The following is a 25,720-nucleotide window of genomic DNA, read 5'->3' on the forward strand; positions in this document are numbered from 1 at the left end:
GCTATAGGCGCGTTGCTTCGCGATGCGTCCGGCCGCCGGTAGCCCCCGCGGCCGTATTTATTTCGGCTGATGGAAATCCGGTCCGGGCGCGCGTTCATTGATCCAAAGCACAAGGTTTCGCCGAAATGGCCGTCCCCAAGAGAAAGACTTCGCCGTCCCGCCGTGGCATGCGCCGGGCGCACGATGCGCTGAGCGTTGAGTCGTTTCAGGAATGCCCGAACTGCGGCGAACTGAAGCGCCCGCACAACCTGTGCAACGCGTGCGGCCACTATAACGGTCGCGAGATCGTCTCGGTCGAGGCGTAAGCCCACCGAAAATTCGGGGAAAAGCGTGTCGAACAGCTCCAGGATCGCCGTCGATGCGATGGGCGGCGACAAGGGGCTGGACGTCATGCTGGCCGGCGTCGCCGCGGCGCGTCGCCGGTTCGACGGGATGCAGTTCCTGCTGGTCGGGGACGAGGCGCAGATTCGCGCCGGTCTGGAGGCGCATCCCAATCTCACCCAGCATTCCGAGATCGTCCACGCACCCGAAGTGGTGGGCGGTGCGGAAAAGCCGAGCCAGGCGATCCGCCGCGCCAAGACCACCAGCATGGGCGTCGCCATCGACATGGTGAAGCAGGGCCGGGCCGGCGCTGCGGTGTCCTGCGGCAATACCGGCGCGCTGATGGCCATGGCCAAGCTCGCGCTGCGGATGCTGCCGGGCATCGACCGCCCTGCCCTCGCCGCCCTGCTGCCCACCCTGGGCGAGAACGACGTGGTGGTGCTCGATCTCGGCGCCAATACCGAGGTGGACGCGCGCAACCTGGTGCAGTTCGCGGTGATGGGGGCCGCTTATGCGCGCACCACGCTTGATCTCGGGCGTCCGCGGGTCGCGCTTCTCAATATCGGCAGCGAGGATCAGAAGGGCACGGAGGAAATCCGCGACGCCGCCGCCGCCCTGCGCGCCGCCGACCATCTGCCGCTTGATTTCACCGGCTTCATCGAGGGCGACCAGCTCGCCCGCGGCAATGTCGACGTGATCGTGTGCGACGGCTTTTCGGGCAACATCGCCCTGAAGACCGCCGAAGGCACCGCCCGCTTCGTCGCCGACCTGCTGAAACGGGCGTTCAGCTCGTCCGTGCGCTCCAAGATCGGCTTTCTGATCTCCAAGCCCGCCACTGAGCTGCTGCGCGACCATCTCGATCCCAACAACCACAATGGCGCGGTCTTTCTCGGCCTCAACGGCCTCGTCGTGAAGAGCCATGGCGGCGCCAACGAACGCGGCGTGGCCACTGCCATCGGCGCCGCGGCCAAGATGGTGCGTGACGATCTCACGCGGCGGATCAGTGAAGACCTCGGCAATTTCGAAGCCAAGGCGGCGTAAAGGACATTCGCTCCCGTGCTACGTAGCGTCATCACCGGCACCGGTTCCGCTCTGCCGGCTCGGCGCGTCTCCAACGAGGAGCTGGCGCAGACCATCGACACCTCCGACGAGTGGATCGTGGAGCGCACCGGCATCCGCTTCCGCCACATCGCCGGCCCCGGCGAAACCACCTCCACGCTTGCCGCCGAGGCCTGCCGCGCGGCGATCGCGGCGGCGGGGGTGACCGCGCAGGACGTGGACCTGATCGTGCTGGCCACCGCAACGCCCGACCAGACCTTTCCCGCCACCGCCACCAAGGTGCAGGCGATGCTGGGCATCGACGATTGCGTGGCATTCGATGTCGCGGCGGTCTGCTCCGGCTTCCTTTATGCCGTGCAGGTCGCCGACGCGATGCTGCGCACGGGCGTGCATCGTCGCGCGCTGGTGATCGGCGCGGAGACGTTCAGCCGCATCCTCGACTGGGAGGACCGGACCACCGCCGTGCTGTTCGGTGACGGCGCGGGCGCGATCGTGCTGGAGGCGCAGGAAAGTGAGGACGCGGGCGGCCGCGGCATCCTGGCCACGCGGCTCCATGCCGATGGGCGCCACAACGAACTCCTCTATGTCGATGGTGGTCCCTCCACCACCGGCACGGTCGGCAAGCTCCGCATGAAGGGCCGTGAGGTGTTCCGCCATGCCGTGGTCAACCTGGCGGCGGTGATGGGCGAATCGCTGGCGATCGCCGGGCTGACCGCCGAGGACGTCGACTGGGTGGTGCCGCATCAGGCCAATGCCCGCATCCTGGACGCCACCGCCCGCAAGCTTGGCTTCGCCCCGGAAAAGGTGGTGGTGACCGTTGACCGGCATGCGAACACCTCGGCGGCCTCGGTGCCGCTGGCGCTGGACGTGGCGGTGCAGGACGGCCGCATCCGCCAGGGCGACCTCGTCGTGCTGGAGGCGATGGGCGGCGGGTTCACCTGGGGCGCGGCGGTTGTCCGCTTCTGAGCGGCCGTAAACCGATGGCGGGGGCGTTACGCAAGCGAAACTACCTGCTTCTTCCTCGCCGTTGACTATGTTAGTGGCTGTTCCCCGCACCTTTTTCCATGCAACAGGGGCTGCATGACGGACGCAGGAACGCTCACCCGGGCCGATTTGGCCGAGAAGCTTCACGAACAGGTGGGGCTGAGCCGTGCCGACTCTGCCCGGCTGGTGGAGCGGATCCTCGCCTCCATGTGCGAGGCGCTGTCCGAGGGCGAGAACGTGAAGATCTCGGGCTTCGGCACGTTTGTCCTGCGCGACAAGGGCGAGCGGATCGGCCGCAATCCCAAGACGGGCGTCGAGGTGCCGATCGCGCCACGCCGGGTGCTGACCTTCCGCGCCAGCCAGATGATGCGCGACCGCATCGTGCGCGCCGGCTGATCGGTGGCCCCCGCGGAAAAGGCGGCAGGCGCCTTCCGCACTATTGGTGAAGTCGCTGAGCAGACCGGGATCGCGCCGCATATCCTGCGCTATTGGGAAACCCGTTTCGCGCAGCTCCGCCCGGTGCAGCGTGCCGGCGGTCGCCGCCACTATCGGCCCGAGGATGTGGCCCTGGTCCGGCGCATCGATGCGATGCTCAATCGCGAAGGCTACACGATCGCCGGCGTGCAGGCCCGGCTCGCGGCCGAGGGCAAGACGCCCGGTGACCGGCTTCTGGCTCTTCGCGCAATCCGCGATGCGCTCGCGCACGCGTTGAAAACCGACCTGGGTTAAGGGACAGCGCGCGTCCGCGCTTCGACACGGACCTGCCGGTGGTGCTCCTGTGAGGCAATCGCCAGTGCGGTCCGAAGCCTTTCGTTTGCGGCGCCGTCCGTAACGATCCGTTCCCAAAGCCGGTCGTTTCTCTCCCGACGCGATATTCGAGGGTGCTCGACAGTCTCAGCGGCGTTCCGCCGGATCGCCCGCCCGCCTGCCTCGTTCTGGCTGTGATCGGAAAAGATCAGGGATTACAACGGCGCTCGGGCGGCGCCGACAGCCGGAGCTACTGGTCCCGCCGGCCCGATTCGCTGACCAGCATCTTGTCGATGCGCCGGCCATCGAGATCCACCACCTCGAAACGCCAGCCCTGTTCCACGAAGCTTTCGCCTTCGCCCGGCAGGTGGCGGAACACCGACAGCGCCAGGCCGGCCACCGTCGCGTAATCGCGATCTTCGGGCAGCTCGAGGCCGAGCCGCTCTGCCAGCGCATCCGCCGCCATCGTCCCCGCCACCAGCAGCGAGCCGTCTTCCCGCTCCACCACGTTGGGCGCATCGTCCGGGTCGGCATCGGAGCGGAACTCCCCCGCAATGGCTGCCAGCAGGTCGGCAGGCGTCACCAGCCCCTCGAAATGCCCGTATTCGTCGTGGATCAGCGCCATGGGCACTTCGGCCTCCCGCAACGTGTTCAGCGCATCCATCGCGTCGATCTGGTCGAGCACCACGGGGGCGGCGCGCATCAGCTGGCGCAGATCGAGCGGCTGGCCGGCCAGCGCGGCAGTCACGATGTCGCGCGCCTGCACCACGCCGATCACGGCATCGACCGACCCTTCCGCCACCGGCAGCCGGCTGTGCCCGGCAGTGCGCAGCGCCTCGCGGATACCCTCCTCGCCCAAGCCGACATCGACCCACACCACATCCGTGCGCGGGGTCATCACTTCGCGTACCGGTCGATCGGCAAGGCGCACCACGCCGGAGATGATCGAGCGCTCATGCTCCTCGATCACGCCGGACTTGCTTGCCTCCGCCACGATCATCTGCAGCTCTTCCGCCGTCACGCTGTCCTCGTTCTCGCGGCTGAGGCCCATCAGGCGGAACAGCAGCGCGCTGGAGGAATCGAGCAGCCACACGAGCGGGGCACAGATGCGCGCGATCCAGCGCATCGGCGGCGCGACGAACGCAGCCACCGCCTCGGGCTGGCGCAAGGCGATCTGCTTGGGAACGAGCTCGCCGACGATCAGCGACAGGTAGGTGGTTAGGCCGATCACCAGCGCAAAGCCGGCGGATTGCGCCGTACTCGAACTGAGCCCCAGCCAGGCCTGGAGCCGCGCCGCCGTTGGTTCGCCCAGGCTGGCGCCGGAATAGGCGCCGGCGAGAATGCCGATGAGCGTGATGCCGATCTGCACGGCCGACAGGAACTTGCCGGGGTCCGAGCCCAGCGCCAGCGCCGCCTGCGCGCCGTGCTTCCGGGCGCGCGCCATTGCTTCCAGTCGTGCGCGGCGTGCGGAGACGATCGCCAGTTCGCTCATCGCGAACACGCCGTTCAGAACGACCAGCGCGAAGATGATCGCGACGTCGATCCAGGGAAAGGGAGGAAGCGGGGCCATTGCTCTGCCGCACCCCTTTGACTTGATTCGCCGCCCCGCACAACCGCGCGCTTCACCCCCGGTTCAAATGGCCAACTTCAAAACGCACACGGAACAACCTACCGACGAATGGTTTGTTGAAGGCGACAAAGGGAGATGCAGACGTGAAAACCTCGGCGAAGCTCATGCTGGCCACCGCGCTTTCGGCCCTGATCGCGACCAGCGCGTGCACCACGGACCCGGAAACTGGCGAACGGCGCCTTTCCAAGGCGGCGATCGGCGGCATCGGTGGCGCGTTGGGCGGCTATCTGCTGGGCGACGTGGTCGGCGGGCGGCGTGACCGGACGGAAAAGATCCTGGGCGCTGGCATCGGCGGCATCGCCGGCGCCGGGATCGGCGCGTACATGGACGAGCAGGAGCGGCAGATGCGCGCGCGCACCGCGGGCACCGACGTGGAGGTGACGCGCCGCGGCGACGACCTGATCCTCAACATCCCGTCGGGCATCAACTTCGCCTACAATTCGGCGACGGTGGAGCCGGCCTTCCAGCGCACGCTGAACCAGGTGGCGAGCGTGCTGGGCGAATACAGCAAGACCTATATCGACGTGTACGGCCATACCGATTCGACCGGGTCGGACGCCTACAACCAGGACCTGTCGGAACGCCGCGCCACTTCCGTCGCGAACTATCTCGAAGCGCACGGTGTTCAGCCCGCCCGCATCGGCGTGCGCGGGTTCGGCGAGACGCAGCCGGTGGAAAGCAACGACACGGAGGAAGGCCGCGCCGCCAACCGCCGGGTCGAGATCAAGGTCGTGCCGATCCCCGAAAGCGACCTGCGCTGAGCGGCCGGGCGGATGCCGGTTCGTCCGGCATCCGCCGACGCGGCTAGCGTCGCAACGCGAAGAAATCGCGCAGCAGGCCCGCCGATTCGCGCTCGCCGATGCCGGCATAGACTTCCGGGCGGTGATGGCAGGTAGGTTGGCCGAAGAAGCGGGGGCCATGCTCCACCGCGCCGCCCTTCGGGTCGGGAGCGCCGTAATAGAGACGGGCGATCCGCGCATGGGCGATGGCGCCCGCACACATCGCGCAAGGCTCCAGCGTCACCCACAGGTCGCACCCGTCCAGCCGGTCGCGGCCGAGCGCGGCGGCGGCGGCGCGAATTGCCAGCATCTCGGCATGCGCGGTCGGGTCGCAGGTCGCGCGCGGGGCATTGGCCGCGACCGCGACCACATCGCCCGCCGACATGACCACGGCGCCCACCGGCACCTCCCCCTGCCCCGCAGCATCGCTCGCTGCGGCCAGGGCCCGGCGCATCGGCGGAGGGAGCGGGAACATCCGCCTTCCCTCCCTTACCCGCGCCGCGGTTGCAAGGTTCAGTGCTTCGGCTCGCCCGGACGGTTCACGTCCACCGTGGGCACTTCCACGACCTTGTTGGTGGTGCCCACATCCACCGTGCCCATGTCGGCCTTCAGCGTCGGTGCCTGCCCGCCCTTCACCTCCACCTGCGGCAGCGTGCCCGGCGTGGCGTTGAGGTTCAGGAAGCCGGCCCAGACCAGGCCCAGGATGATGAGGGCAACAAGGCCCACGAGAGCAAGAAGCGTGCGCATCGATCGGAACCTCGATTGGAGTGCGAATTAGATTACCTTGGCGTAACGAACCCATGGCCACGCTTCCGGTTGCATCGACGCGCAACGGTTGACCGCAGCGCCGCCATTCGTTATGCGCGCCGGCTTCAACGAGCTTCGTGCTCGACCAACGCCAGGATACGATCAATGTCGCGGATTTGCGAGCTGACCGGCAAGGGCCGGCAGGTGGGTAACAACGTTTCCCACGCCAACAACAAGACCAAGCGCACGTTTCTGCCGAACCTGCAGAACGTCACGCTGATTTCGGACGCGCTGGGTACCAGCGTGCGCCTGCGTGTTTCCACGCACGGGCTGCGCTCGGTGGAGCATGTCGGCGGTCTGGACAACTGGCTGGTCAAGACGACGGACGACAAGCTGTCGCTGCGCGCGCGCCGCCTGAAGCGCGACGTCGCCAAGAAGCTGGCCGCCGTCGCCGCCTGACGCTTTCGCTTCGGCGAAGGATGAACGAACAGCCCGCCCCTCACTTGAGGGCGCGGGCTTTCGTGCTGGGCGGGTCCAGCCGGAACTTCAGCAGCAGGGTCCGCTGCAGCCGGGACTGGTTGTCGTCCGACACGATCCACAGGATGGTGTCGCTTCCCTCGCGCGTGGCGGCAACGCCTTCGTAATTGTCACTGATGATGGGCGCTTCCAGTCGCGCCACCTCGGTTGGACGAACGATCGCACCGGGCCGGACCGCGCCCGCCGGTATCTCCGTCACGATCACCGGAAACGAATAGGGCAGCCGGAACGCCCGGTTGAGCACGATCAGCCGGCCGTCAGGGAGCAGGGTCGCGTCGCTCGGTTCGTATCCCGTGGGCGGAAGGTAGGTGAAGGCGAAGGACGGGCCCGGCCTGGTCGGGTCGCCCGCGAACACGAGGCCCTGGCGACCCTTCCCGCGAGCGCCCTTCTTCGCCTCGGCGAGCGCCAGAAAGCGCCCGTCGGGCAGGCGGACCAATGATTCGGCCCCGCCATTGCGCGGCCACCGCCTCATCTCCGGCACCCGGCGCAGGGCCGTTATCTTGGCAAGGCCGGGCGTGAAGCGACCGATCATGTTGTGATATTCGAAGCCGACCCACGCGGCACCGCTGGCGGGATCGATCGCCAGCGACTCGCTGTCGCGATCGCGCTTGTCCCACCCGGTGCCCGGACCGCCGGGCAAGGCGCCACTGGCGGCGCTGCCGATCCGCCGGCCATCGAACGAGAAGCGCAGCCAGTTGCCGCCGTCCCCCAGCAAAGTGAACCGCCGTCCGTCCGTGGCGATCGCCGAATAGCCGCCGAATGCCGGATCGCTGCCGCTCAATTGCCAGCCGCCCAGCCAGGTGAGCCGGCTGACCCGGCGGCGCGCAGGGTCCTGCGCGTCGAGGGACACGGGCCTGACCCAGAGCCGCGCGGGCAGCCGAGGCAGGTCGAGCCGCTTTTCGCCGCTCCAGCCGGGCACCAGCAACAGGACGATGGGGACGGAAAGGAGCGGGCGCACGCGCGTTCCTCCCGGCAAGCGCGTCGCTTGGCAAGCATGAATGCCAGATAACGGCCACATTCAGGCTCGGCTCAAAGCGACTCGCCTAGAACGGCAGCATCGGAAGGGCGCCGCGCCGGCAAGGGAGTTTCGCCGGCACCCCTTCCACCGAATGTTGAGGGAGTAACGACCATGTTCAAGAAGCTGGTTCTCGCCACCGCCGCGCTGTCGATGGGTGTCGGCGCGATCGTTCCGGTCACTGCCGCCTCCGCGCAGCGTTACGATCGCTACGAGCGCCGCGACTCCCGCGATGGCTATTACAACCGCGGCTATCGCGATCGCGGCTACCGCAATTATCGCGCCCGCGAGAAGTGCAAGGACGGTGACGGCGGCACGATCGTCGGCGCAATCGCGGGCGGCCTGCTGGGCCGGGGCGTCGCGGGCCGCGGCGACCACGTTCTCGGCACCGTGCTCGGCGCTGGCGCCGGCGCTCTGGCCGGCCGCGCGATCGACCGCTCGGATCGCCCGGGATACTGCCGCTGACGGGTAAAGGCGCGGGGTGACCCGCGCCGGTCCGCCCCGAGCGGATTACCCGGCGCGGCCGGCGGGTCGGCTCAAGCCGTCCCGACCGACGGCGGCTTCGCCGCCGTCCGCCCCCGAAGCTTCCCTGAGTTTCCAGGTTTCTCCCGCGGTTGCGTATCCGGGAGTGAACGTCCCTCGCGTAGCGTATCGAGGGCGGAAGGCCGGTGCCCGAAAGGGTGCCGGCCTTTTTGTTCGGGTTCGGCGCGAGGCGCGAGGCGCCTTTCGCGCCGAACCCGAACCGGCCGGCGGACGAGGCTCGCCTCGATCCGGCCGACGGCTTTGCCGGCGGCGTCCCGCGAGCCACGTCATCCCTTCACCCCGCGCCGATGGCGAAGCCACCGGCGTGACGTCGGACGGGTTCGCTGTCGCGACCCGCCGGCCGTGCCGGGCGCTGCCTGGCTGCTTTGCAGCCTCGCAGCGGCGCGGTCGTCGCCGCGCCTCCGCCCGTCAGTACATGTGCTGCCCGCCATTGATCGACAGCGTCGAGCCGGTCACGAAGCCGCCATCCTCCGAGCACAGGAACGCCACGCCCCGCGCGATCTCGTGCGCCTGGCCGAGGCGACCGACCGGGATCTTCGCCACGATCTTCTCCAGCACGTCCTCCGGCACCGCGGCGACCATGTCCGTGTCGATATATCCGGGCGCGATCGCGTTCACCGTGACGCCGAACCGCGCGCCCTCCTGCGCCAGTGCCTTGGTGAAGCCATGAATGCCGGACTTGGCCGCGGCATAGTTCACCTGGCCGTACTGGCCGGCCTGGCCGTTGATCGATCCGATGTTGACGATGCGCCCCCATTTGCGCTCGCGCATGCCGGGGAACACCGCCTTGGCCATGTTGAAGCAGCCGCCAAGGTTCGTATCCATGACCTCCTTCCACATGTCGTAGGTCATCTTCAGGATGGTGGCGTCGCGCGTGATGCCGGCATTGTTGACCACGATGTCGACCGGCCCGAGCTCCTCCGCCACCCGCGCCACGCCCGCCTGGCATGCGTCATAGTCGCTGACGTCCCACTTGAAGCTCTTGATGCCGGTGCGCTCGGTGAAATCCTGCGCGCGCGCGTCGTTGCCGGCGTAATTGGCGGCAACGGTGATCCCCAGATCCTTCAGCGCCGTGCTGATGGCCTCGCCGATCCCGCGCGAGCCTCCGGTGACGATCGCAACGCGTGCCATGCATTCTCTCCTGGGGTGGTCTGACCTCAGGGAAAAGCTAGGCGGAGGCCAACCATCCCGCAAGCTCCCGGCGCAGCAAAGTCTGCAACATTTGAATGCCGCCGGGCGTGTCGTTGAGGCAGGGCAGATAGGCGAAGTGCGTGCCGCCTGCCCCCTCGAAGCTCTCGCGGCCGCGAATCGCCAGTTCCTCCAGCGTTTCCACGCAGTCGGCGGAAAAACCAGGTGCGACGATCGCCACCTTGCGCACGCCCTTGCCCGGCAGCGTGGCCAGCGTGGTGTCCGTGGCCGGCCCCAGCCACTCGGCCCGTCCGAAGCGCGATTGAAAGGCGACGATCAACTCGCGCCCCATCGCGTCCGACAACAGGCGCGCCGTCTTCTGGCAATGGCAGTGATAGGGGTCGCCCAGCTCCAGCGTGCGCTTGGGCATGCCATGAAAGCTGACGACGATGGCGTCCGGCACGAACTCCAGCCGCGCCAGGGACTCCTCCACGCTGTCCTTCAACGCCTGGATATAGGCCGGGTCGTCGTAATAAGGCGGCAAGGTGCGCAGCGCCGGCTGCCAGCGCAAGGTGGCGAGATGCGCAAAGGCCTTGTCATTGGCCGTCGCCGTCGTTGCTGCGCAATATTGCGGGTAGAGCGGCGCCACCAGGATGCGCTCGCACCCCGCCGCCTTCAGCGCGTCCAGCCGGCTGGCGATCGACGGATTGCCGTAGCGCATCCCCCAATCGACCAGCACGTCCGGCCCGAAGCTGCCGGCCAGCGCCGCCGCCTGCGCACGGGTGACCGCCGCCAGGGGCGATCCCTCGTCCGTCCAGACCTGGCCATAAGCGTGGGCGGACTTTTTCGGCCGCGTGTTCAGGATGATGCCGCGCAGGATCGGCTGCCACGCGATCGGCGGGATCTCCACCACGCGCCGATCGGAAAGGAACTCGGCAAGGTAGCGCTTCACCGCCGGCGCGCGCGCCTCGTCCGGCGTGCCGAGGTTCACGAGCAGGACGCCGATCTTGGAGGGCGGCAGGGCGGGATGGTCGGCGGGTGGGGTCATGCGTTCCCCGGCGATAGGGGAAGCCGGCGCAGGCGCAACCCCGTTGCCGATTGCAGCGCGTTGGCGATGGCGGGCGCAACCGGCGGCACGGCGAGTTCGCTCACCCCGCCCGGCTCCTCCATGCTGCGGATCAGCTCCACGGTGATGTCCGGCGTGTCGGCAAGCCGCGGCAGCGACAGCTGCGCCAGCTGCCGCATATCGGCGAGGTTCTCGGTGAAGCCGGTGCTCCCGCCCAGCGCCGCGGCCAGCCCGAACAGCAGCCCGCCCTCGATCTGCTGCCGGACGATGTCGGGGTTCACCACGCGCCCGCAATCGACGGCGGCGACCAGCCGGTCCACGCGGATCCGCTGGCCCTCGTCGACATGCGCTTCGGCGAGCACCGCGACATGGCTGCCCCGGAAACTGTGGCAGGCGATGCCCTGCCCGCTGCCGGCCACCCCGCCTTCCCAGCCGCCCAGCGCCGCCGCTGTGGACAGGCATCGCGCCAGCCGCGCATCGCCGCCGAGCATGCCGATGCGGTACGAAACCGGCTCGCTGCCCGCTGCATGCGCCAGCTCGTCCAGGAAGCATTCGGTGAAGAAGCAGGTGTAGCTGTGCGCACCGGAGCGCCAGTGCCCCGTGGGTAGGCCGATGTCCGCCGGATGGTGGTCCACCGCCACGGCCGGAAGGCGATAGGGCGGCACCGCGCCGGCAATCGCATAGGGATCGCCGCGTCCATCCACCGCCACCGCCGCCTTCGTCACCGGATCGCCCGCGAGCAGCCGCGCCGCCAGTTCGCGCCCGGTGGCGGGCGCCGCGATCTTCGTCAGCCAGCCCAGGATCTGGCCGCCCGTGCCCAGCCGCGCCGCCATGCGCGCGGCGGCGGGGGGACGATAGCGGTCGTGCAGCAGATCCTCGGCGCGCGACCAGACGAGCTGCACCGGGCGCCTGGCCGCTTGCGCCAGCACCGCCGCCTGTGCCGCCAGCCCCGGCTCGAGCCCCTGGCCGAAGCCGCCGCCGATCTGGGTGGCATGCAGCACCACGGCGGCCTCGCTCAACCCGATGGCGGCCGCCGCCGCGCGCCGCGCCGCGCCGGGCGCCTGGGTGGGCAGCCAGATTTCCAGCCGGTCGCCCTGCCAGTGCGCGGTGGCCGTGGGCGTCTCCAGCGCCGCATGCACCGCCAGCCCCGCGGCGTAATCGGCGGTGACGACGCGCGCGCCCTTGAAGGCGGCGGACAGGTCGCCGGCCGACGCCATGCGCTGCCCCGGCCCGTTCAGCGCCGAGCCGAGCGCGGCCGCGATGGAGTCGCTGGAAACCAGGCCACCGCGCGTCTCGAACCGCGGCGACAGCGCCTCCAGCGCGCGATCCGCCGCCCACCAGGTGCTGGCGATCGCCGCCACGAAAGTGTCGGTGGTGACGACCTGCGTCACCCCGCGGATGCGCTCCGCCGCAGCCCGGTTGGCCGACAGCAGCCGCGTGTCGCCGACCGGCCCCTGCCGGATCGATGCGAACACCATCTCGGGCAGCCGCACGTCACCGGCGAAGCTGGCCGAGCCGTCCACCTTGGACGGGCTGTCCAGCCGCGGCAGCGAGCGCCCGTACAGCCGGTTCGCCTCGCCTCCCCTCAGCGGCAGCGGATCGGGCAGCGTCTCGCGCGCGGCCTCCGCCGCCAGCTCGCCGAAGCGGAGGCGCTTGTCGCCATGGCGCACGAAACCGCCCCAGACCGACAGGCTCGTCCAGTCGGCATCCCAGCGCCGCGCCGCCGCCTTGGTCAGCAGCACGCGGGCCGCGGCCCCGGCGCGGCGCAGGTCGTCCTCGAACGCCCGCACCGAGCTGGACCCGGCGGTGAGTTGCAGGCCGGAGCGCCGCCACCAGGCATCGCGCAGCAGCGGCGGCAGGGCGTCGAGCGAGCCGCCAAGCAGTTCCTCCGCGCCCAGCGGGTTGGCATACAGCGCGTTCAGCGGCGCGGGCTCCACCGCCACCTGCCGCCAGTCCGCGCCGAGATCGTCGGCCAGGATCTGCGGCAACGTGGTATAAACCCCCTGCCCGCCCTCCGCCTGCGGCACGGCGACGCTGACATGCCCGTCCTCGCCGATCTTCACCCAGGCGTTGAACACATGCTCCCCGGCGATCGCCGGCAGGTTCGGGGCATAGCGCCGCGGCCACGCCGCCCAGGCGAGCACCAGGCCCACACCGGCGCCGCCGCCGATCAGGAGCCCGCGCCGCGAGATCATGCGAGGAGCGCGCGCAGCTTGGTCACGGTGTTCCAGTTGCGCGCCGTGGCCACCGCCGGGAACCTGGCATTGCGCATGGCCTGGGGGGGCCGGGAGGCGCGCATCGTCTCGCGATCGAGGTAATCGACGTAGAGGACGCGATCCGTCGCGTGCAGCGCCTCGGGGCCGTCATGGGTCGCCTGGAGGCGCGCGAACGCCTCCTGCCCCAGCGGCTCGCGCAGGAACGTCAGCAGCAGGCGCTCCGGTCGCTCGGCCGCGGCCACCGGAAACGGGTTGGCGGCCATCTCGCGATGGAGATCGGCAGCGGTGCGCAGCAGATAATCGGTCGTCAGCCCCCGGCGCCGCGTCGCCTCCTCCAGCTGGGCGGCGAGCGCCGCAGGATCGATTTCGTCCGCCTCGAACACCACATTGCCCGAGGCGAGCAGCGTGCGCACGTTGCCGAAGCCTTCCGCCTCGACCAGCGCCTTCAGCTCGGCCATCGGCAGCCGGCCGGTGCCCCCGACATTGACGGCGCGCAGGAGAGCGGCCCAGCGCATCACCGCTCGCGCGTGAGCGGGCGGGAGAGGAGCGCGGCGATCACCTCGCGCACGGCGGCGCCTTCCAGCAGGCGGCAGACGGCCTCCGTCACCGGCATCTCGACCCCCGCCTCCGCTGCCGCCTCGCGCAGCACGGGCGCGGTGAAGGCGCCTTCGGCCACCGTACGCCGGTCGGCCAGCAGTTCGCCTGCCGAGCGCCCCTCGCCCAGCCCGACGCCCAGCGAGAAGTTGCGCGAACTGGTGGAGGAACAGGTGAGCACCAGGTCGCCCAGCCCGGACAACCCCGCCAGCGTTTCCGCCCGCGCCCCGCGCGCCAGGCCGAACCGGGTCATCTCGGCAAAGCCGCGTGCGATCAGCGCCGCGCGCGCGTTTTGGCCGAGCCGCGCGCCTTCCACCACGCCGCACGCGATGGCGAGCACGTTCTTCACCGCGCCGCCGATCTCCGCGCCGATCACGTCGGTGGAGGCGTAAGGGCGGAAGGCGGGGCTGGCGATGCGGTCGGCCAGCCGCGCGCCCAGCGCCTCGTCGGCGCAGGCCAGCGTCACCGCCGTGGGCTGTCCGGCGGCGACTTCGTGCGCGAAAGTCGGGCCGGACAGCACCGCGATCGGCGCGGCCGGCTGCACCTCCTGCGCCACCTCGCCGACCAGACGGCGGCTCCCTGCCTCGATCCCCTTGGCGCACAGCACCAGCGGCGTGGCGCCGAAATCCACCGCGCCCAGCACGGCGCGCACATGCTGCGCCGGCGCCACCACCAGCAGCGCCCCGCAATCGCGAAGGTCGTCGAGATCGTCGGTTGCGCTGATGGAAGAAGACAGCGGCACGCCCGACAGGAACAGCGCATTCTCGCGCCGCTCGTTCACGGAGGCGACCACCTCCGCCTCGCGCGCCCAGAGCCGCACCGGCTGCCCCTCGCGCGCGGCGACCTGCGCCAGGGCGGTGCCCCAGGCGCCGCCGCCGATCACCCCGATCTTCATGCCTTCACCCCCGCGCCACGCACCGCTTCCGCGCCTGGGTCCAGCGGCCAGCGCGGGCGGGCCGGCACGTCCAGCGGATCGGTGAAGCCGGCGGCGAACCGCTCCGCCCCGGCCCAGGCGATCATCGCCGCATTGTCGGTGCACAGCCACAGCGGCGGCGCGACGAAGCGCAGGCCGTGCTCCGCCGCCAACGCGGAGAGCGCGCCTCGCACCGCGCCGTTCGCCGCCACGCCGCCGGCGACGACGAAGGCGGTGGCGTTCGGCACTTTGGCGATGGCGCGCGCGCTGCGGTCGAGCAGGCAATCCACCACCGCCGCCTGAAACGAGGCGGCGATGTCCTCCGCACTATACTGGCCAACCACCCGCGCTATGGCGCTCTTGAGGCCGGCAAAGGAGAAATGAGGCTCAGGGGAGCCCTTCAGCGGCCGGGGAAAGGCGATCGCACGCGGGTTGCCGAGCGCCGCCGCTCGCTCCACCGCCGGCCCGCCGGGATAGCCGAGGCCGAGCAGCTTGGCGGTCTTGTCGAACGCCTCGCCCGCGGCGTCATCGATCGTGGTGGCGAGACGGCGGTAGCGGCCGACCCCCTCTACCGCCAGCAGCTGGCAATGCCCGCCGGACACCAGCAGCAGCAGATAGGGGAAATCCAGATCGGGGTCCGACAGCCGCGGCGACAAGGCATGGCCTTCCAGGTGGTTCACCGCCACCAGCGGCTTGCCCGCCGCATGGGCCAGCGCCTTGCCGGTGACCAGCCCCACCATCACGCCCCCGATTAACCCCGGTCCCGCCGTCGCCGCGATCGCGTCCACATCGCCCAATCGCACGCCGGCCTCCGCCAGCGCCTGTGCGACCAACGGCTCCAGCGCCTCGACATGGGCGCGCGCGGCGATTTCCGGCACCACGCCGCCATAAGGCTGGTGCGCCGCTTCCTGCCCGGCAAGCGCATGGGACAGGACGCGGCGGTCGCCGGTGACCAGCGCCGCGGCCGTTTCGTCGCAGGAGGATTCGAGGCCCAGGATCAGCATGGCCGGCCTTGTAGCGTTATTCCCACCCGCTTGTCGCCCGCTTGTCGAACCCGCCCGCATCCGCCATGGCCCACACGATGAAGATGCTTCGCCTCGGCACCCGCGGATCGCCGCTTGCGCTTACCCAGGCCGGCCTCGTGCGCGACGCGCTGCTCGCCGCCCATGCGATCGAGGTGGAGATCGTGCCGATCCGCACCACGGGGGACCGGGTGCAGGATCGCGCCCTGGCGGAGATCGGCGGCAAGGCCTTGTGGACCAAGGAGCTCGACCGCGCGCTGCTGGCCGGCGAGATCGATGCGGCGGTGCACTCGATGAAGGACGTGGAGACGATCCGCCCCCCCGCCATCGCGATCGCCGCCACCCTGCCCCGCGCCGACGTGCGCGACCGGCTGATCGGCGCGCCGGCGATCGAGGCCCTCCCGCACGGCGCCGCGATCGGCACCAGCAGCCCGCGCCGCGCCGCGCAGCTCCGCCGGCTGCGCCCGGATCTGGTGCCCGTGGTGTTCCGTGGCAACGTGGACACGCGGCTGGCGAAGCTGGCCACCGGCGAGGTCGCCGCTACCTTGCTGGCCGCAGCCGGCCTCGAGCGGCTGGGCCGGCACGACACCGGCGTGCCGATCCCTCCCGAGGTGATGCTGCCCGCGCCGGCGCAGGGCGCGGTGGGGATCGAGGCGCGCGCCGACGATGCGGAAACCGCCACGCTGCTGGCCGCGATCGACCATCCGCCGACCCATGCCTGCGTGCTGGCCGAGCGCGCGCTGCTGGCGGCGCTCAAGGCGGACTGCCATTCTCCCGTCGCGGCGCTCGCCACCCTAGCGAACGGCGTGATGACGCTCGCCGCCGAGCTCCTGTCGGAGGATGGGGCGGCGCATGTATCGGGCGAGGCGCAGGGGCAGCCGGGCGACCTCTCCTTTGCCGGCGACCTTGCCGCGGACCTGTTGCGCCGCGCGCCCGACGCCGTCCGCAAGCTGTTCGCCGCGTGAGGCCGGTGGCGGTGCTGCGGCCGGAGCCGGGCAACGCCGCCACCTGCGCCCGGGTCGCGGACCGCGGCTGGCCCGCCCTTGCGCTGCCGCTGTTCGCGATCCGGCCGCTGGCCTGGTCGCCCCCGGATGCGGCAGCGTTCGACGCGCTGCTGCTGACCAGCGCCAATGCGGCGCGACATGGCGGCGACCAGCTGCGCGCGCTCGCCGCCCTGCCGGTGGTCGCCGTGGGGGAAGCGACGGCGGCAGCGGCGCGGGGGGCCGGGCTGACGGTCGAGCTGACCGGCAACGGCGACGCAATCTCCGCCACGGCGATGGCCCGGGCGCACGGCCTGCCCCGCCTGCTGCACCTGGGCGGGCGCGAGCGCCGGTCGCTCCCGGACGTTCTCTCGATTGCGGTCTATGCCAGCGAGGCGCTGGACGACGTCGATGCCGCGCCGCTCGCCGGCTCGCTCGCGCTGCTTCATTCGCCGCGTGCGGCGTCGCGCCTTGCAGGGCTTGTCGCGGAGCCCATCCGGCGGACGATCGCGCTGGCGGCGATCAGCCCGGCCGCCAGCGCCGTTGCGGGGACGGGATGGCAGGCGCTCGCCACCGCATCCGCCCCCACCGATGCCGCGCTGCTCGACGCCGCCGCACGCCTGCTCGATTGACCGCGGACGAGCGCCCGCGGATAAGGGCGGCATGAGCGACGCGCCCGACGACCTGCCGCCACCGGCGCCGCCCCCGCCACCCTTCGCGCCGATTGCGTCCGAGCCGCCGCGTCGCAGCATGCGCGGGCTCGCCTGGGCGGTTCTGCTCGCCTTCGCGCTGGGCCTCGCGGCCATGGCCGCCGCGATGCATTATTATGCGCGCTGGACGGCGACGAAGGCGCCGACCGCAGGCGCCGCCCCGGCCGCGGCGCAGCCGGTGGTGATCGTCCCCGCACAGGGGACCAGGCCCGGCGGTCCGGGGCCGGTGATCGACCTGGACGAACTCTCCACGCGCGAAGGGGAGCTGTCGCGGCAACTCGCCGGCCTGGAGGCGCGCACCGCGTCGGTCGGACAGTCCGCCGCCGTCGCCTCGGGCAATGCCACTCGCGCGGAGGCGATGCTGATCGCCTTTGCCGCGCGGCGCCAGATCGATCGCGGCCTGCCGCTCGGCTATCTCGAGAACCAGCTGGTGCAGCGGTTCGGCGCCACGCAGGGTCCGGCGGTCACCACCGTGCGGCAGGCGGCGGCAAGCCCCGTCACGCTGGAGGACCTGCGCGCCGGCCTGGATGCGATCGCGCCCGACCTAGTGACCGGGGCGAGCAGCGCCGGCTGGCTGGCGAGCCTGCGTCGCGAGCTTTCCAGCCTCGTCGTGCTGCGCCGCGCCGGCACCGCCTCCCCGATGCCCAGCGAGCGACTGTCGCGCGCGCGGCGCCTGCTGGAAGCGGGGCAGGTCGGCCCGGCGCTGGCGGAGGTGGCGCGCCTGCCGGGGGCCGCACAGGCACAGAACTGGACGGCGGCGGCCCGCCGCTATGTTGATGCGCGCGCCGCGCTGGACACGATCGAGACCAGCGCGATTGCCGGTACAGCACCGGCCCCGGTAGCGGCGGCGCTCCCGGCGCCGGCGCAGCAGCCTGCGCCAACGCCCGCGGGCTGACGATCAGCCGACAAAGGCACGCTCGATCACATAGGTGCCGGGCTGCGCGTTGGAGCCCTCGGTGAAGCCCATCCCGTCGAGCATCTCGGCGGTGTCGCGGATCATCGCGGTGGAGCCGCAGAGCATCACGCGGTCACCTTCGGGATCGAGCGTGCGCGGGCCGGCGAGCTTTTCCGGGAAGAACGCGCCGGATTCCAGCAGGTCGCCGATGCGACCCGTCGTATGGAACGGCTCGCGCGTGACGGTGGGCACGTAATGGAAGCGCAGGCCCGCCTCGTCGCCGACCAGCGGATCGCTGACCCACAATTCGTTCTGCTCGTCGTGGAACGCGAGATCGCTGACCCGGCGCACCGAATGCACCACCACCACCTGCTCGAACCGCTCGTAGATCTCCGGGTCGCGCGCCAGGCTGAGGAACGGCGCAAGGCCGGTGCCGGTGGACAGCAGGAACAGCCGCCTGCCGCCGAGCAGCGCATCCGCCACCAGCGTCCCCGTCGGCTTCTTGCCGAGATAGAGCTGGTCGCCCGGCTCGATCGCCTGCAGCTTCGAGGTCAGCGGGCCGTCCTCCACCTTGATCGACAGGAACTCCAGTTCCTCCGCCCAGGACGGGCTGGCGATCGAATAAGCGCGCACCAGCGGCTTGCCGTTGTCCCCCGGCAGGCCGAGCATGATGAACTCGCCCGAGCGAAAGCGGAACGATGCCGGCCGCTCCACCGCGAAGCTGAACAGATGCTCGTTCCAGTGGCGCACCTGGGTCACCGCGACCGTCTGAAAGGCGGCGCTGTCGGGGATCAGGACGGGAGAGCGGGTGGACACGGTCACGGGGAACTTTCCAATTCAGGCGAACAGCTTGCGAGTGGGTCGCATTAAAGCCGCGGCTTCCGCATGCAAGACAGGAAATCTTGGGCGCCGCTAGAGCTGATGCCCCGTCCGGTCGCGCTTGGTGGCAAGATAGCGTTCGTTGTGCGGGTTGGGCGGCAGGTGATGCGGCACACGCTCCACCACGGCGACGCCCGCCGCCTCCAGTTGCGTCACCTTCTGCGGGTTGTTGGTGAGCAGGCGCACCTCGTGCTGGCCGAGCAGCCGCAGCATCTGCGCGGCAAGGCCGAAATTGCGCGCATCCACCGCAAAGCCGAGCCGGGTGTTGGCGTCCACCGTGTCGAACCCCTGGTCCTGCAAGGCGTAAGCGCGCAGCTTGTTGATGAGGCCGATCCCGCGCCCCTCCTGGCGCAGGTAGAGGAGGATGCCCCACCCGCTCGCCTCCATCGCCTCGATCGCGGCATGCAGTTGCGGCCCGCAATCGCACTTCAGGCTGCCGAGCACGTCGCCGGTCAGGCACTCGCTGTGCAGGCGGACCAGCGGCGACCGGCCGTTCGGCGAGCCGATCAGCAGCGCGACATGCTCTCCCGCCTGTTCGGGCGAACGGAACGCCACGATTTCCGCCCCTTCCGCGCCCAGCACCGGCAGGCGCGCGCGGGTGGCGAGCTTCAGCCGCGCGGCGTCCTCGTGCGCGTCGATATCGGCCGGCGAGATCGTCGCTTCCGGATCGATCCCGTCAATGAAGAAGGCCGGCAGCAATCCGGCGACCCGCGCCAGTTGCAGGGCCGCCGCGCTGGCGGCAGGCCGGGTGACCGCCTCGGTGCGGAAGGGGCCCTTGAGCGGGGTCGCCAGGTCGAATTGCGGGTCGGCCAGCGCGAGTGCGGTCGGCAGGTCCAGCCAGGGCGCCTGCTCGACGATCACCGGCGCCGCGGGGTCCGCCGCCTCGCGCTGGTTGCTCAGCTTCAGCGTCTCCGCCCTGCCGCCGGACAGCAGCAATGCATATTTGCCCGCGGGCGCGAAGGCCTCGAGCCGCACGGGATCGGCCATTTCGACGGACAGCAGCACCAGCCGGTCCTCGCCCGGCGCCTCGATCGCGATCGCCCAGCCGCGCCGCAGCGCATCGATCGCGCGCGCGACCTTGCGCGCTCCGGGCGCGTCTCCACTCACAGCGCGAACTCGGTGAGGATCGGGATATGGTCGCTGGGTTTCAGCCAGTTGCGGCAATGCTCGAACACCTCGTGCCGCGTCGCGGAGGCGGCGACATCCGCCGTCGCCCACATATGATCGAGCCGGCGCCCGCGATCGTTCACCGTCCAGTCGGGCGAGCGATAGCTCCACCATGTGTGCAGCCGGGCGGGCGCCGGATGGAAGCGCCGGCCAAGGTCCACCCAGCTGTTCGACGCCTGCAGCGCGTTCAGCGCCTCCACCTCCACCGGCGTGTGGCTGACGGTGTTCAGGAGCTGCTTGTGGCTCCACACGTCCGATTCGAGCGGCGCGATGTTGAAGTCGCCCGTCAGGACCGTCGGGCAATCCAGCGACTCGGACCAGCGCGTCATCCGCTCCACGAAGTCGAGCTTTTGCCCGAACTTCGGGTTCACCTCGCGGTCGGGCACGTCGCCGCCGGCGGGCACATAGACGTTTTCCAGCCGCCAGCCGTTGGGCAGCCGCACCCCGACATGCCGCGCCTCGCGGTTCGCCTGCCAGTCGAGCCGGTCGTCCTCCTCGATCGGCACTCGGCTCAGGATCGCCACCCCGTGGTGCATGCGCTGCCCATGCAGCACGATGTGCCTGTAGCCGAGCGCCTTGAACGGCGCGGTCGGGAAGTCCCCGTCGATCACCTTGGTTTCCTGCAGGCACAGGATGTCCGGCTGCGTTTCGCGCAGGAACTGCTCGACGATGCCGATGCGGAAGCGAATGGAATTGATGTTCCAGGAGACGATCGAGAGCGTGTCGGCCATTGCGGCACGCGATGTAGAGGGTGCCGGGCGGGGGCGCTAGGGTGCGGGTGGCGTCGCGCCGACGTGACGAATTTGGCAGACGTGCCGCTGACGCGGCCTCAAAAGGGTGCGGGTTCGATCCCCGGCCGCTGGCAACTACCGCTTCACCCCTCCCCGTTCGTGCTGAGTAGGGACTGAGTAGCTGCGCCAGCAGCGTATCGAAGGCCCGTATCGAAGCACTGCCGCAGGGGCGGCAGCCGCGAAGGGGATGGAAGACTCCTGAGCCCGCCGCGGCAAAGCCGCGTCGTCAGCCGGCTTGCAGCCGCTGGCCGGGCTTGAGTGAGTCTGGCAGTTGCAAACTGCCAGCCACTCTACGCGGCGCCGCGGCGAAGCCGCGTCGTCGGACGGAGCGCTGCTCCGCCGCCCGTGCTTGCGCGAGTCGGTGCGCTTACGAAGCGCATCGCCGCGCTACGCAGAAAGGCCCTCGCTCCGGGGGCATGGAGCGAGGGCCGACCTAGCGTTCGTCACGCAGGCGGACAGGAGTTGGTTCAGGCAACAGGGGGAAAAATCCCGAACGCCCCGCATCCGCAAGAACGCTTCTAGGCCCGCAAACCTGTCGCTTCGATGAACGTGCGTTATTTTCTTCCAATACTTGTCCGCGGATCGGTCCAGCGGAACGTCCCATCGCCGACCGCGGCGTTGAACCGCTGGTCCGACAGGCGGATTGTCGTGCGGTTGCCCTGGCTGTCCAGCGCCACCCAACCCTGCAGCATGAGGCCGGCGGGCGCCGCGGGCTGGCGCACGAACACCAGGGTGATGCGGCCATATTCCGGATGCTTCGGATCGGCCGCCTCGACGGACACGACCCGCGGATCGCCCGGCACGACATGCGCGAAACGGCTGATGTCCTGGTCGGGGTTCAGCAGCACGCCCAGCGGCGAGTTGCCGATCGGCCAGCGCTGCACCTGGCGCACCGAATAGTCGATGAAGTTCAGGCTCTTGCCGTCGCCCACGATCAGGATCGGCACGCCCTTCTGATACTGGAACCGGATCTTGCCCGGCTTCTTGAGGGTCAGCGTGCCGGTCAGGGTCTTGCCGTTGCGGTCGGTCTGGGTGAACGCCGCAGTCATGCTCTGCACGGACTTCAGGTGGCTCTGAACGGCGGCGAGGTCGCCCGTCGCGGGCGCCGCGAGAACGGGCACCGCAAGCGTGGCGGCGGCGAGGGGAAGGAGAGCTTTCAACATGAACTCCGGATGGCGGTTGGGCATTGAATAGCCGCTGAACCGCCATCCGGCGAGTTGGCTCCCGCTTACCGCCAGCCGAGCGCCGGCGCGACGTGGGTGAGGATGCTCTCGATCACATGCGCGTTGTAATCGACGCCGAGCTGGTTCGGCACCGTCAGCAGCAGCGTGTCGGCCTCGGCGATCGCCTCGTCGGCGCGGAGCTGCTCGATCAGGCGATCGGGTTCGTCGGCATAGGAGCGGCCGAACACCGCGCGCATGTTGTCGATCACGCCGATCTGGTCCTGGCTCTCGTCGCGGCCGAAATACATCCGGTCGGTGTCGTTCACGAGCGCGAAGATCGAGCGGGAAACGGATACGCGCGGCTCGCGGGGGTGACCCGCCGCTTTCCACGCCTCCTTGTAGGCGCGGATCTGCCTGGCCTGCTGGACATGGAACGGCTCGCCGCTCTCGTCCGCCTTCAGGGTCGAGCTTTGCAGGTTCATGCCCATCTGCGCCGCCCATACCGCGGTGGCATCGGAGGCAGAACCCCACCAGATGCGCTCGCGCAGGCCCGGCGCATGCGGCTCCAGGCGAAGGAGACCCGGCGGGTTGGGGAACATCGGTCGCGGGTTCGGCTTGGCGAAGCCCTTGCCCTCGAGCAGGTGCAGGAACACTTCGCCGTGGCGGCGGCCCATGTCGGCGTCCGTCTCGCCCTCGCCCGGCGCATAGCCGAAATGCCGCCACCCCTCGATCACCTGCTCCGGGCTGCCGCGGCTGATGCCGAGCTGCAGCCGGCCGCCCGAGATGAGGTCCGCTGCGCCGGCATCCTCCGTCATGTAGAACGGGTTTTCGTAGCGCATGTCGATCACACCGGTGCCGATCTCGATGCGCCTGGTGCGCGCGCCAACCGCGGCGAGGAGCGGGAACGGCGAGGCGAGCTGCTGCGCGAAATGGTGAACGCGGTAATAGGCGCCGTCCAGCCCGAGCTCCTCGGCCGCCACGGCAAGGTCGATCGACTGGAGCAGCACGTCGGAGGCGGAGCGCGTCGCCGATTGCGTGGAAGCGGACCAATGACCGAAGGAAAGGAAACCGAGCTTCTTCATGGGGGTGTTCCTGTCTGTGTTGGCTCGGAGATGGCGGGGCGCGGGGACAGGCGGAAGGTCAGGGCAGGAAACCTATCGTTTCGCCTGAGCCGTCATGCCGGACCTGTTCCGCCATCCACCCAACCGCGCGCAACGACGTTCAGGAGGCGCGGCGCCGTGGACCCCGGAACGAGTCCGGGGTGACGATGGGAAAAAGATGCGCCATCCTCTGCTTGCCGCGAAGCGACGATCGGCAGGATCAGACCGGCTGGCCGTCCCGATCGCGCAGCACCTCGCGCCGCCCCACATGATCCGGCGCCGAGACGATGCCGTCCTTCTCCATCCGCTCGATCAGCCGCGCGGCCGAATTGTAACCGATCCTGAGCTGACGCTGGAGCCAGGAGGTGGACGCCTTCTGGCTCTGGCACACCGTCTGGATCGCCGCGCGATATTGCTGGTCCTCGGCGGAGTCCTCGCCGGTCGGCGCGCCGTCCAGCGCGAAGCTTTCCTCCGGCTCCTCGGTGACGGAGGAGATATAGTCCGGCTGGCCCTGCGCGCGCCAATGGTCGGCGATCGCATGCACTTCGTCGTCGGAGACGAACGGCCCGTGCACGCGCACGATGCCCTTGCCGCCCGGCATGTAGAGCATGTCGCCCTTGCCCAGCAGCTGCTCGGCGCCCTGCTCGCCCAGGATGGTGCGCGAATCGATCTTGCTCGTGACATGAAAGGAGATGCGCGTCGGCAGGTTCGCCTTGATGACGCCGGTGATGACGTCCACCGACGGGCGCTGCGTCGCCATGATGAGGTGGATGCCCGCCGCGCGCGCCTTTTGCGCGAGACGCTGGATCAGGAACTCCACTTCCTTGCCCGCCGTCATCATCAGGTCGGCGAGCTCGTCGACGATCACGACGATCTGCGGGAGAACCTCGTATTCGAGCTTCTCCTCCTCGTACATCGCCTGGCCGGTTTCCTGGTCCCAGCCGATCTGCACGCGGCGGCCGAGCGGCTGCCCCTTGGCCTTGGCGGCCTTCACCTTGTCGTTGAAGCTGGCGAGCGACCGCACGCCGACCGAGGACATCTGGCGGTAGCGGTCTTCCATCGTCTCCACCGCCCATTTCAGCGCGCGCACCGCCTTGGCGGGATCGGTGACGACCGGGGAAAGAAGGTGCGGAATGTCGTCGTACATGCTCAGTTCGAGCATCTTCGGATCGATCATGATCATCCGGCACTCGTCCGGCGTCTTGCGGTAGAGCAAGGACAGGATCATGCAGTTCAGGCCCACCGACTTGCCCGAGCCGGTGGTGCCGGCCACCAGCAGGTGCGGCATGGGTGCGAGATCGGCGATCACCGGATCGCCCGCGATGTTCTTGCCCAGGATCAGGGGCAGGCTGGCGGCCTGGTCCTCGAAGCTCTGCGAGGCGACCAGTTCGTGCAGGCCCACCGTCTCGCGGCGCTGGTTGGGCAGCTCGATGCCGATGACGGTGCGGCCGGGAATGGTCGCGACGCGCGCGGAGACGGCGGACATGTTGCGCGCGATGTCGTCGCTGAGCGCGATCACGCGGCTGGCCTTGATGCCGCTTTCCGGCTCCAGCTCGTACATGGTGACCACCGGGCCGGGGCGCACCTCCACGATGCGGCCGCGCACCTTGAAGTCGTCCAGCACCGATTCGAGCAGCCGCGCATTGCGCTCCAGCGAGGCCTTGTCGATCTGGTTGCCGGTGGAAGGCGGCGTGGGCTTCAACAGCTCGAGGCCGGGCAGCACGTAATTGTCGCGCAGGTCCAGCCGTTCCTGCTTGTTCCTGGGCTTGGCGGCGGAAGGGGCGAGCTGGCGGTCGGCGATCTTCGGGCCGGGCCGCGTGTCCGGCACGGCAACCGCGCGCGGCTGCGGGTTCTCGCGCAGGACGGGGGCGTCGCCCTCCTCTTCCTCGTCCTCGTAATCCTCCTCGGCTCCAATCCCGGCGACGTCGCGCTCCAGCACGTCCATCGGCGTGATCTTCATGCCCCGCGGCAGCCCGGAAGGAAGGCGCGAGCGCCAGTCTCCGAAGCCGATCTCCAGGCTGCGCGCCCACACCACCGCGCCGGTGATCGCCACGAGCAGCCCCACCGCGCGGGCCGTCCATGTCACCGCGGTTGCATCCGGGATGAAGCCGATCGCCCAGCGCAGGAGATCGGCCACGGCGAGCCCGAACACCCCGCCCCAGCCCGCGGGCAACGCCAGCACCGAGGCATCGGACACGAAGGCGAGCGCCGTGCCGACCAGTCCCGACCCCAGCATCGCGCCCAGCGTCATCCGCTGCCAGCGCCCCACCGGCACGCCGCGCCACAAACGGGTGGCGAGGATCGGCAAGGTCGGCAGCAGCAGCACCACCGCCGGCCCGAACAGGGCAAAGGCAAGGTCGGCAAACCACGCGCCGGGCAGCCCCAGCCAGTTGCGCGCCGGCCCACCAGCGGCGGTGTTGAGCGACGGATCGCCGGAATGATAGCTCGCCAGCGCGATGGTGGCCGCGATCGCCGCCAGGTAAAGCGCGATCGCCGCCAGCATGGCGGTGCTGCGCACGGCACTCGCCTTCACCGTCTCACGCCAAAGCGCCGGCTGCGCACGGCTCGCCATCGAAACCCCCGAAATGTCCGCTATTCGTTCGCGACAATGTCCCATGGGGGGAGTCCGGCGTCAAGAAGGCGGTACCGCACCCCTCCCCCGCATCCGTACCGGGCGACGCCAGACGCTTGCGCCGGATCGCACATCCACCATCGACGCCCGCCCTCTTCCCGC

27 protein-coding genes are annotated in these 25,720 nt (G+C 70.0%); 11 read left to right on the top strand and 16 right to left on the bottom strand.

Annotated features, from left to right (window positions below; all coding sequences use genetic code 11):
• Positions 1 to 125 precede the first annotated feature (125 nt).
• The 5 genes from rpmF to DVW87_RS12645 all read left to right on the top strand — a co-directional run bounded on the left by rpmF (position 126) and on the right by DVW87_RS12645 (position 3,093).
• The gene (gene rpmF / locus DVW87_RS12625; RefSeq protein WP_114688081.1) at positions 126 to 305 is read left to right on the top strand and encodes a 50S ribosomal protein L32; all 180 of its coding nucleotides are present in this window, start codon (positions 126 to 128) and stop codon (positions 303 to 305) included.
• A 25-nt stretch (positions 306 to 330) separates the two neighbouring features.
• Positions 331 to 1,362 (top strand): phosphate acyltransferase PlsX, encoded by a 1,032-nt coding sequence (gene plsX, locus DVW87_RS12630; RefSeq protein ID WP_114688082.1) that lies wholly within the window; start codon positions 331 to 333, stop codon positions 1,360 to 1,362.
• Positions 1,363 to 1,377: 15 nt separating this feature from the next.
• Positions 1,378 to 2,346 (top strand): beta-ketoacyl-ACP synthase III, encoded by a 969-nt coding sequence (locus DVW87_RS12635; RefSeq protein ID WP_114688083.1) that lies wholly within the window; start codon positions 1,378 to 1,380, stop codon positions 2,344 to 2,346.
• Positions 2,347 to 2,460: 114 nt separating this feature from the next.
• Positions 2,461 to 2,760: an integration host factor subunit alpha gene (locus tag DVW87_RS12640; RefSeq protein WP_114688084.1), complete on the top strand. Its 300-nt coding sequence runs from the start codon at positions 2,461 to 2,463 to the stop codon at positions 2,758 to 2,760.
• A gap of 3 nt (positions 2,761 to 2,763) precedes the next feature.
• Entirely contained in the window at positions 2,764 to 3,093 is a 330-nt protein-coding gene (locus DVW87_RS12645) for a MerR family transcriptional regulator (protein WP_114688085.1), read from the top strand.
• A 268-nt stretch (positions 3,094 to 3,361) separates the two neighbouring features.
• Here DVW87_RS12645 and DVW87_RS12650 read toward each other — a convergent pair whose 3' ends face one another.
• Positions 3,362 to 4,681 (bottom strand): hemolysin family protein, encoded by a 1,320-nt coding sequence (locus DVW87_RS12650; RefSeq protein ID WP_114688086.1) that lies wholly within the window; start codon positions 4,679 to 4,681, stop codon positions 3,362 to 3,364.
• Positions 4,682 to 4,824: 143 nt separating this feature from the next.
• Between DVW87_RS12650 and DVW87_RS12655 the strand changes: the two genes are divergently transcribed.
• Positions 4,825 to 5,502, top strand: a complete 678-nt coding sequence (locus tag DVW87_RS12655; RefSeq protein WP_114688087.1) for a YiaD family glycine zipper/OmpA-like lipoprotein — start codon at positions 4,825 to 4,827, stop codon at positions 5,500 to 5,502.
• A gap of 43 nt (positions 5,503 to 5,545) precedes the next feature.
• Here the strand turns inward: DVW87_RS12655 and DVW87_RS12660 are convergent, their stop codons facing one another.
• Together DVW87_RS12660 and DVW87_RS12665 are read right to left on the bottom strand one after the other, a co-directional pair.
• A complete protein-coding gene (locus tag DVW87_RS12660; protein ID WP_114688088.1) occupies positions 5,546 to 5,974 on the bottom strand; it encodes a nucleoside deaminase in 429 nt (142 codons plus the stop codon).
• 59 nt (positions 5,975 to 6,033) lie between these two features.
• The gene (locus DVW87_RS12665; protein WP_114688089.1) at positions 6,034 to 6,267 is read right to left on the bottom strand and encodes a hypothetical protein; all 234 of its coding nucleotides are present in this window, start codon (positions 6,265 to 6,267) and stop codon (positions 6,034 to 6,036) included.
• A 165-nt stretch (positions 6,268 to 6,432) separates the two neighbouring features.
• On the opposite strand from DVW87_RS12665, the gene rpmB reads away from it, so the two are divergent.
• The gene (gene rpmB / locus DVW87_RS12670) at positions 6,433 to 6,726 is read left to right on the top strand and encodes a 50S ribosomal protein L28 (protein ID WP_114688090.1); all 294 of its coding nucleotides are present in this window, start codon (positions 6,433 to 6,435) and stop codon (positions 6,724 to 6,726) included.
• A gap of 40 nt (positions 6,727 to 6,766) precedes the next feature.
• Here the strand turns inward: rpmB and DVW87_RS12675 are convergent, their stop codons facing one another.
• Entirely contained in the window at positions 6,767 to 7,762 is a 996-nt protein-coding gene (locus DVW87_RS12675; RefSeq protein WP_239017877.1) for an esterase-like activity of phytase family protein, read from the bottom strand.
• A 171-nt stretch (positions 7,763 to 7,933) separates the two neighbouring features.
• On the opposite strand from DVW87_RS12675, the gene DVW87_RS12680 reads away from it, so the two are divergent.
• Positions 7,934 to 8,284, top strand: coding sequence for a glycine zipper 2TM domain-containing protein (locus DVW87_RS12680; protein WP_114688092.1), 351 nt, complete (start codon positions 7,934 to 7,936; stop codon positions 8,282 to 8,284).
• A gap of 486 nt (positions 8,285 to 8,770) precedes the next feature.
• Here DVW87_RS12680 and phbB read toward each other — a convergent pair whose 3' ends face one another.
• Genes phbB through tsaD form a run of 6 tightly spaced genes read right to left on the bottom strand, consistent with a single transcriptional unit; the run spans position 8,771 to position 15,283 of the window.
• Positions 8,771 to 9,493, bottom strand: a complete 723-nt coding sequence (gene phbB / locus DVW87_RS12685; protein ID WP_114688093.1) for an acetoacetyl-CoA reductase — start codon at positions 9,491 to 9,493, stop codon at positions 8,771 to 8,773.
• Between the two features lie 37 nt (positions 9,494 to 9,530).
• The gene (gene hemH / locus DVW87_RS12690; RefSeq protein WP_114688094.1) at positions 9,531 to 10,538 is read right to left on the bottom strand and encodes a ferrochelatase; all 1,008 of its coding nucleotides are present in this window, start codon (positions 10,536 to 10,538) and stop codon (positions 9,531 to 9,533) included.
• Positions 10,535 to 12,751, bottom strand: coding sequence for a xanthine dehydrogenase family protein molybdopterin-binding subunit (locus tag DVW87_RS12695; protein ID WP_114688095.1), 2,217 nt, complete (start codon positions 12,749 to 12,751; stop codon positions 10,535 to 10,537). Before DVW87_RS12695 ends, hemH begins: the two co-directional genes overlap by 4 nt.
• Positions 12,748 to 13,287, bottom strand: a complete 540-nt coding sequence (locus DVW87_RS12700) for a DUF1697 domain-containing protein (protein WP_147276271.1) — start codon at positions 13,285 to 13,287, stop codon at positions 12,748 to 12,750. Before DVW87_RS12700 ends, DVW87_RS12695 begins: the two co-directional genes overlap by 4 nt.
• Positions 13,287 to 14,261 (bottom strand): NAD(P)H-dependent glycerol-3-phosphate dehydrogenase, encoded by a 975-nt coding sequence (locus tag DVW87_RS12705; RefSeq protein ID WP_114688097.1) that lies wholly within the window; start codon positions 14,259 to 14,261, stop codon positions 13,287 to 13,289. Before DVW87_RS12705 ends, DVW87_RS12700 begins: the two co-directional genes overlap by 1 nt.
• Positions 14,258 to 15,283: a tRNA (adenosine(37)-N6)-threonylcarbamoyltransferase complex transferase subunit TsaD gene (gene tsaD / locus DVW87_RS12710; RefSeq protein WP_114688098.1), complete on the bottom strand. Its 1,026-nt coding sequence runs from the start codon at positions 15,281 to 15,283 to the stop codon at positions 14,258 to 14,260. Before tsaD ends, DVW87_RS12705 begins: the two co-directional genes overlap by 4 nt.
• Positions 15,284 to 15,360: 77 nt before the next feature.
• Between tsaD and hemC the strand changes: the two genes are divergently transcribed.
• The 3 genes from hemC to DVW87_RS12725 are packed head-to-tail and all read left to right on the top strand — an operon-like array spanning position 15,361 to position 17,886.
• Positions 15,361 to 16,266: a hydroxymethylbilane synthase gene (gene hemC, locus DVW87_RS12715; protein WP_181814822.1), complete on the top strand. Its 906-nt coding sequence runs from the start codon at positions 15,361 to 15,363 to the stop codon at positions 16,264 to 16,266.
• The gene (locus DVW87_RS12720; RefSeq protein ID WP_114688100.1) at positions 16,263 to 16,913 is read left to right on the top strand and encodes a uroporphyrinogen-III synthase; all 651 of its coding nucleotides are present in this window, start codon (positions 16,263 to 16,265) and stop codon (positions 16,911 to 16,913) included. Before hemC ends, DVW87_RS12720 begins: the two co-directional genes overlap by 4 nt.
• A gap of 31 nt (positions 16,914 to 16,944) precedes the next feature.
• Positions 16,945 to 17,886: an MICOS complex subunit MIC60 gene (locus DVW87_RS12725; protein ID WP_239017878.1), complete on the top strand. Its 942-nt coding sequence runs from the start codon at positions 16,945 to 16,947 to the stop codon at positions 17,884 to 17,886.
• 3 nt (positions 17,887 to 17,889) lie between these two features.
• Here DVW87_RS12725 and DVW87_RS12730 read toward each other — a convergent pair whose 3' ends face one another.
• From DVW87_RS12730 to DVW87_RS12755, 6 genes are all read right to left on the bottom strand, one after another.
• Complete coding sequence (locus DVW87_RS12730; RefSeq protein WP_114688101.1) at positions 17,890 to 18,708, bottom strand: ferredoxin--NADP reductase; 819 nt, start codon at positions 18,706 to 18,708, stop codon at positions 17,890 to 17,892.
• 90 nt (positions 18,709 to 18,798) lie between these two features.
• A complete protein-coding gene (ribA, locus tag DVW87_RS12735; protein ID WP_239017879.1) occupies positions 18,799 to 19,872 on the bottom strand; it encodes a GTP cyclohydrolase II in 1,074 nt (357 codons plus the stop codon).
• Positions 19,869 to 20,663 carry an exodeoxyribonuclease III gene (locus tag DVW87_RS18340; RefSeq protein WP_114688103.1) on the bottom strand — a complete coding sequence of 265 codons (795 nt, stop codon included), beginning with the start codon at positions 20,661 to 20,663 and terminating at the stop codon, positions 19,869 to 19,871. Before DVW87_RS18340 ends, ribA begins: the two co-directional genes overlap by 4 nt.
• A 614-nt stretch (positions 20,664 to 21,277) precedes the next feature.
• Positions 21,278 to 21,886 (bottom strand): LolA family protein, encoded by a 609-nt coding sequence (locus tag DVW87_RS12745; protein ID WP_114688232.1) that lies wholly within the window; start codon positions 21,884 to 21,886, stop codon positions 21,278 to 21,280.
• Between the two features lie 65 nt (positions 21,887 to 21,951).
• A complete protein-coding gene (locus tag DVW87_RS12750; protein ID WP_114688104.1) occupies positions 21,952 to 22,968 on the bottom strand; it encodes an LLM class flavin-dependent oxidoreductase in 1,017 nt (338 codons plus the stop codon).
• 238 nt (positions 22,969 to 23,206) lie between these two features.
• Positions 23,207 to 25,558 carry a DNA translocase FtsK gene (locus DVW87_RS12755; RefSeq protein ID WP_114688105.1) on the bottom strand — a complete coding sequence of 784 codons (2,352 nt, stop codon included), beginning with the start codon at positions 25,556 to 25,558 and terminating at the stop codon, positions 23,207 to 23,209.
• Positions 25,559 to 25,720: the final 162 nt, after the last annotated feature.

This window comes from Sphingomonas aracearum, assembly GCF_003345355.1.
Lineage (GTDB): Bacteria > Pseudomonadota > Alphaproteobacteria > Sphingomonadales > Sphingomonadaceae > Sphingomonas > Sphingomonas aracearum.